This is a genomic window from Campylobacter sp. (assembly GCF_030528245.1).
Taxonomy (GTDB): Bacteria; Campylobacterota; Campylobacteria; order Campylobacterales; family Campylobacteraceae; genus Campylobacter_D.
This window is the reverse complement of sequence record NZ_JAUMZG010000055.1, coordinates 1-3945: the sequence shown is the minus strand read 5'-3', so window position 1 is coordinate 3945 and position 3945 is coordinate 1. Positions and strand designations below refer to the sequence as shown.

Below are 3945 nucleotides of genomic sequence, written 5' to 3'. Positions count from 1 at the left end.
GCTGCGGGCGGGTGAAGGGGCGGTGCGGGGGTATTTTCAGGCCGCGAAAATTGGCGCGAGGCTGCGGCTGGGGGGCTGGGCGGAGGATTTTGATGGCGCTGCGGAAAGCTTGGCTGGGCGGGAGAATTGTGGCGAAAATTCTAGCTCTGGTGCTGGAATTTTGGGGCAGGGCAGGATTTGAGCGCCCTGCGGAGGGGGCGAAACAGCGGTGCGGAATTTTCTAGTGCGGCGGCTAACCTTGCGCGGAGTGCGAGGCTGGGCGGGAATTTCTCGAGAGAAATTTATGCGGAGGAGGTTTGGACGGGGTAAAAATTCTAGTGCGGATTGGGAGCTGGGGGCTGCGAAGGCTAGGCGAAGTCGATGGGATCCATGTCCGCGCTCACCTGCTCAAACTGCGAGGCGTAGCTTTGCGCGTGGATTAGAGCGTGGTGTGAGGGGGAGCGCAGCAGGATGTGGAAGCGCCATTTTGAGGCCAGTTTTTCGATCCCGCATGCGCCAAAGCCTACCAGCTCAATGCCCTTCAGGCTTTGGAATTTTTGGGCTAAATTTTCGCAAAGTGCCTTGGCATCGCTTTGATTTTCATCCTCAATCACAAGGCGCAAAAGCCGCTTGAAGGGCGGGTAAAGCCCCTCTCTGCGCTCGAGCTCATCGCGCAAAAAGCCATCATAATCGCCGAGGTATTTTTCAAAAAATGCGCGATTTTTCGTCTGCAAAAGCACCCGAGCCTCCCCCATCCGTCCCGCCCTACCCGCGACCTGCAAGGCCAAAGCTAGGGTCTCCTCGGCGGCTCTAAAATTGGGGCGGAAGAGGTATTCATCAAGCCCCAAAATCACGCTCAAATTCACGCTGTGATAATCGTGCCCCTTGGCCAGCATCGAGGTGCCGACTAGGATGTTGATTTTGCCATCATTGAAGTCCTTGAGGATGGTGTTGAGCTTTTTAAAACTGGTGATGCTGTCCCTGTCAAACTGGGCTATGAGTGCGCTGGGGAGGGCGTTTTGCAGTCGCTCGCAAAGCTCCGCTGTGCCCATTTTTTTCGCCTCCAAAAGCACACCCTTGCAGGCCGGGCAGCTCTCATCCACGGCCTTGGCGAAGTTGCAGTAATGACAACGGAGCATTTTTTTAGCTCGGTGCAAACTCATCGCCACGGAGCAAAAGGGGCATTGGATGGTGGCGCCGCAGGATTTGCATAAAATTTGACGAAAATTTGCCCGCGTGGGTAGAAAAACGATGGCCTGCTTTTTGGCCCGCAAGGAGCGCTCAAGCTCGCTCAAAACTAAGGGCGTGAGGGCAGGCTCGCTCTCATCGTAAAAAAAATGCTTTTTGCTTTCAAAAAAGGTCCCTTTAAGCCTGAAAGAATTTTGCTTGTAAAAGCTTGTGAGGCTTGGTGTCGCAGAGCCTAGGACGATTTTGATGCCTTGCTTGTGCGCTAGAAAAAGTGCCAGATCTTTGGCATTGAAATAGGGCTTGTTGGTGGCCTTGTAGGAGCTATCGTGCTCCTCATCGACCACGATCAGGCCTAAATTTCTAAAGGGCAAAAAGAGGGCCGAGCGCGCGCCGGCGATTAAAAGGGCCTTGCCTGCGTTGAAGGCCTCAAGGCAGGCGGCCTTTTTTTTCTTTGAAATTTGAGAATGCCACAAAAAAACCCTCTCGCCAAAATAAAATTCAAGCCGCCTTTGCATCTGCGGGGTGAGGGAGATTTCTGGCATCAAAAGCAGGACCTGCCTGCCCTCTTTAAGATACTCCTGCATCAGGGCGATGTAGATTTCAGTTTTTCCGCTGCCCGTGTCGGCAAAAAGTAGGGAGCTTTGCTGGGCGCGGATGTGAGCTAGGGCCTCAAGCTGCTTGGGGCTTAGGGTGGGGGGTGTGAGGGCCTCTAAAGCCTCGCAATCGTAGGTCATAGCGCCTTCAAAAAGGGAGAGGACGAAGGCCAGCTTCGTGCTGTGATAGTGGGCGATGAATTGGGCTAGGATGTGCTGGGATGGGCTTAGGGAGAGGGGGGTGATTTCTTGGATATTTTGCGTGGGGAAGGGTGGCATGGGGACCCTTTCTAGGACGATGGCTTTGCGTTTTTTCCCCGCTCTTAAGGCCACGACGACCTCGCTTAGGGGGGCGATTTCTCGCTCACTTTGGAAGATGAGCGGCTTCAAATAAAGCCCCTTGATCGCTATTTTGTAGTAATTCACAAAAGCTCTTTGCACAGGCTGGAATTTTCACACCGCAAAAACCCCTCCCCTGCCTCGTAAAAAAAATCCACACTTTGCCCGGCGCCTAAAAAAAATTTGTAGCGATTTTCGCCGACCTTCATCCAGCCCTTTTTGTGGGAAAAAATGGGGGCGCTGAGGAGGGAGTGGGCGCAGTTTTTGCAGTAAAATAGGGCCTCGCCCTCGCGGTTTGGCCGTGCATCATCGAGCCTTGCTGGATGGGGTAGCCTTTTGAATGCGGCCTCGTTGCGCATGAGGACTAGGGCGGAGGAAAGCATTTGGTATTCTATTTTGAGCTTTAAAAATTTAGCCTCGTTTTTATTTTGGGATAAAAAAGGCAGGGCGATGCCGACCAAGATGCCGATGATTAAGACGACAAAAACAAGCTCCAGCAGCGTAAAGGCTCTTTCAAATCGCATCGTCAGTTTTTACATTTTCGTTGATGTTTTTGATGAGTTTTTTGAGTTCTTTTTGTAGAATATAGTTTTCGTAGGTTTTTTTCACATAGGCATCGACAAAGCGCTTGAGCTCGACCTTTTTTGTGCCCGCAGAAAGCAGCGCGATGTCATCGTCTAAAAAATTCGCAAATTCCTCACTGCACTTGACAATAAAGTCCTTCGCAGAAACATTGATCACAACCTGCTTGAGTTGATTATTTGCCAAGTCCAAGCGTAGCCTCTATTTTTTTGCAGATGTCCTCGTTTTCTATGTTGCGAGACTTAAGCTCCTCTTCCAGGCGCATGATCTGGTTGCTCTTGGCTTCATTTTGCGCCTTGACACTCACAAGCTCGTTTCTTAAATTTTCATTCGCCTCGCAAAGCTCATTATACCTCTCTATAAGCTCATTGACCTTATCCGCCATCGTATCAATCACTTTTTCATCGTACATTTTTAAGCCTTTTAATAAAATTCCATAATGTATTTTATAGTTTCGTTAGTAACAAACTGTAATTATTAAAAAACTTCAAATATTAATTTTAATTTTTTAAAATTAATCCAAAATACTTAGTTAAGGTTGTTTTATGCTTAAAGAAATGTTAGAAATTAAAAAAGAAATGGAGCCAGTTATTCACGAGGCCAATGTCAAGCTCAATGTCCTAGCTCGCGAAGTTATCGTGCGTAAAAAAGAATACGAAATTTACGGACCGATGATTGATAGGGTTTATTTAGACAATGCCATTTATGTCAAGGTAATGAGCGGCGGACGCGATGCTAAAAGCGATAATGTCCCCATTAAAAATGGTTTTTATATGGTATTTCACGCAGTTGATAAAGAAAGCACTCGTTATTTGAAAGATAAATTAAAATTATCCTACCAGAATTTTGATGACAATCTAATTCGCTCTATTTTGAGATTTTTACATCGCTTCAAAGAAATTGTCAATAAAACCCAAGCCACCCTCGCCAAAGCTTCCCAGATGAATGTGCAAATCGACACAAATTTAGGCGAAGCATCTGCCGCGCTTAAATTTAACATCAACATCAAATACACCAAAGACAAACAGGAACTCACGCGTGAAAATTCCAAGTCCGCAGGCAGTTTTCGCGACACCAAAACCTACATCAATCTTGTCGTAGAAAAAAGCACCGATTCTAGGATTTGTGAAAAATTACTCGATGATGTAGAGAAATACTTCATCGGCGGCGGTTGATTTCGCGGCTAGCCGATTAAATTGCAACCCGCCCCAAAGAGCGGGTTAGCAATAAATTGAAGGCAGTCAAGCCTAGTATTACAAGACTA

General features: G+C 47.9%; 7 protein-coding genes. 3 read left to right on the top strand and 4 right to left on the bottom strand.

All coding sequences use genetic code 11. The annotated features are described in order from the left end of the window. Positions 1–181, top strand: a 181-nt coding sequence (locus Q4A73_RS07220; RefSeq protein WP_303206780.1) for a hypothetical protein, incomplete at its 5' end; no start/stop codon positions are given. Continuing rightward, positions 178–309 carry a hypothetical protein gene (locus Q4A73_RS07215; RefSeq protein WP_303206779.1) on the top strand — a complete coding sequence of 44 codons (132 nt, stop codon included), beginning with the start codon at positions 178–180 and terminating at the stop codon, positions 307–309. The genes Q4A73_RS07220 and Q4A73_RS07215, both read left to right, overlap by 4 nt. 38 nt (positions 310–347) lie before the next feature. Here Q4A73_RS07215 and Q4A73_RS07210 read toward each other — a convergent pair whose 3' ends face one another. From Q4A73_RS07210 to Q4A73_RS07195, 4 genes are read right to left on the bottom strand one after another with little or no spacing between them, the layout of a single operon-like run. Next, positions 348–2186 carry a primosomal protein N' gene (locus Q4A73_RS07210; RefSeq protein WP_303206778.1) on the bottom strand — a complete coding sequence of 613 codons (1839 nt, stop codon included), beginning with the start codon at positions 2184–2186 and terminating at the stop codon, positions 348–350. Continuing rightward, on the bottom strand, positions 2183–2623 hold the full coding sequence (locus tag Q4A73_RS07205; protein WP_303206777.1) for a prepilin-type N-terminal cleavage/methylation domain-containing protein: 441 nt from the start codon (positions 2621–2623) through the stop codon (positions 2183–2185). The genes Q4A73_RS07210 and Q4A73_RS07205 overlap by 4 nt, the downstream gene beginning before the upstream one ends. Then, the gene (locus tag Q4A73_RS07200) at positions 2613–2867 is read right to left on the bottom strand and encodes a hypothetical protein (protein WP_303206781.1); all 255 of its coding nucleotides are present in this window, start codon (positions 2865–2867) and stop codon (positions 2613–2615) included. The genes Q4A73_RS07205 and Q4A73_RS07200 overlap by 11 nt, the downstream gene beginning before the upstream one ends. Then, positions 2857–3093, bottom strand: coding sequence for a hypothetical protein (locus tag Q4A73_RS07195; RefSeq protein ID WP_303206776.1), 237 nt, complete (start codon positions 3091–3093; stop codon positions 2857–2859). The genes Q4A73_RS07200 and Q4A73_RS07195 overlap by 11 nt, the downstream gene beginning before the upstream one ends. Before the next feature lie 133 nt (positions 3094–3226). On the opposite strand from Q4A73_RS07195, the gene Q4A73_RS07190 reads away from it, so the two are divergent. Then, the gene (locus Q4A73_RS07190) at positions 3227–3856 is read left to right on the top strand and encodes a hypothetical protein (protein WP_303206775.1); all 630 of its coding nucleotides are present in this window, start codon (positions 3227–3229) and stop codon (positions 3854–3856) included. The last annotated feature ends 89 nt before the right edge of the window (positions 3857–3945 follow it).